1 protein-coding gene and 1 pseudogene are annotated in these 504 nt (G+C 69.6%); one reads left to right on the plus strand and one right to left on the minus strand.

Annotated elements, in window-relative coordinates; all coding sequences use genetic code 11:
* Nucleotides 1-262 (plus strand): RICIN domain-containing protein (locus tag ACLZOT_RS49845; RefSeq protein ID WP_416975963.1); only part of this gene is annotated, 262 nt, incomplete at its 5' end.
* Nucleotides 263-304: 42 nt separating this feature from the next.
* On the opposite strand, the pseudogene ACLZOT_RS49850 reads toward ACLZOT_RS49845, so the two are convergent.
* Nucleotides 305-504 (minus strand): annotated as a pseudogene (locus ACLZOT_RS49850) (hypothetical protein); the annotation flags it as partial.

The following is a 504-nucleotide window of genomic DNA, read 5'->3' on the forward strand; positions in this document are numbered from 1 at the left end:
GTGGCACCATCCCCGGATGGGAAAGGGGTGCCTGACGGTGATGGGCGAGGACCAGATCAAGGGCATGCTCGAACCCCGCCGGAACTGTGCGCAGGGCACCGTCTTCCGTCTGGAATCCACTGCCGGGACGTTCCGTCTGCGTCCGACCACGAGCAGCGGGTGCATCGGCATCGTCGACAACGACACCGCCGCGGGCGCCGAGGCGATCGAGGAACGCTGCACCGGCGCCGCGGATCAGCGTTTCCTGGTCCGGGCGGGTTGACGGTCCCATGCGCCGCCGCTCGGCACAGGCCCGGAACTGAGGCTACGTCCTGGCGATCTCCTGCCGGAGCTGATGGGTGAAGCGGCGCAGGAGTTCCTCCGTCTCCCGGTGCTCGGCCTTGAGATCGTCCCTGCCCTCGCTGGGCCGGGAACTCCAGACCCGGCGCGCGAGAGCGGCGGCGAGGTCGACGGTGTCGTCGCCGCACAACAGGTAGAGGGCTGAGCGGGCTTCCTGCATCCGGC

It is taken from the genome of Streptomyces sp. 4F14, assembly GCF_048159485.1.
In the GTDB taxonomy this organism is placed as follows: domain Bacteria; phylum Actinomycetota; class Actinomycetes; order Streptomycetales; family Streptomycetaceae; genus Streptomyces.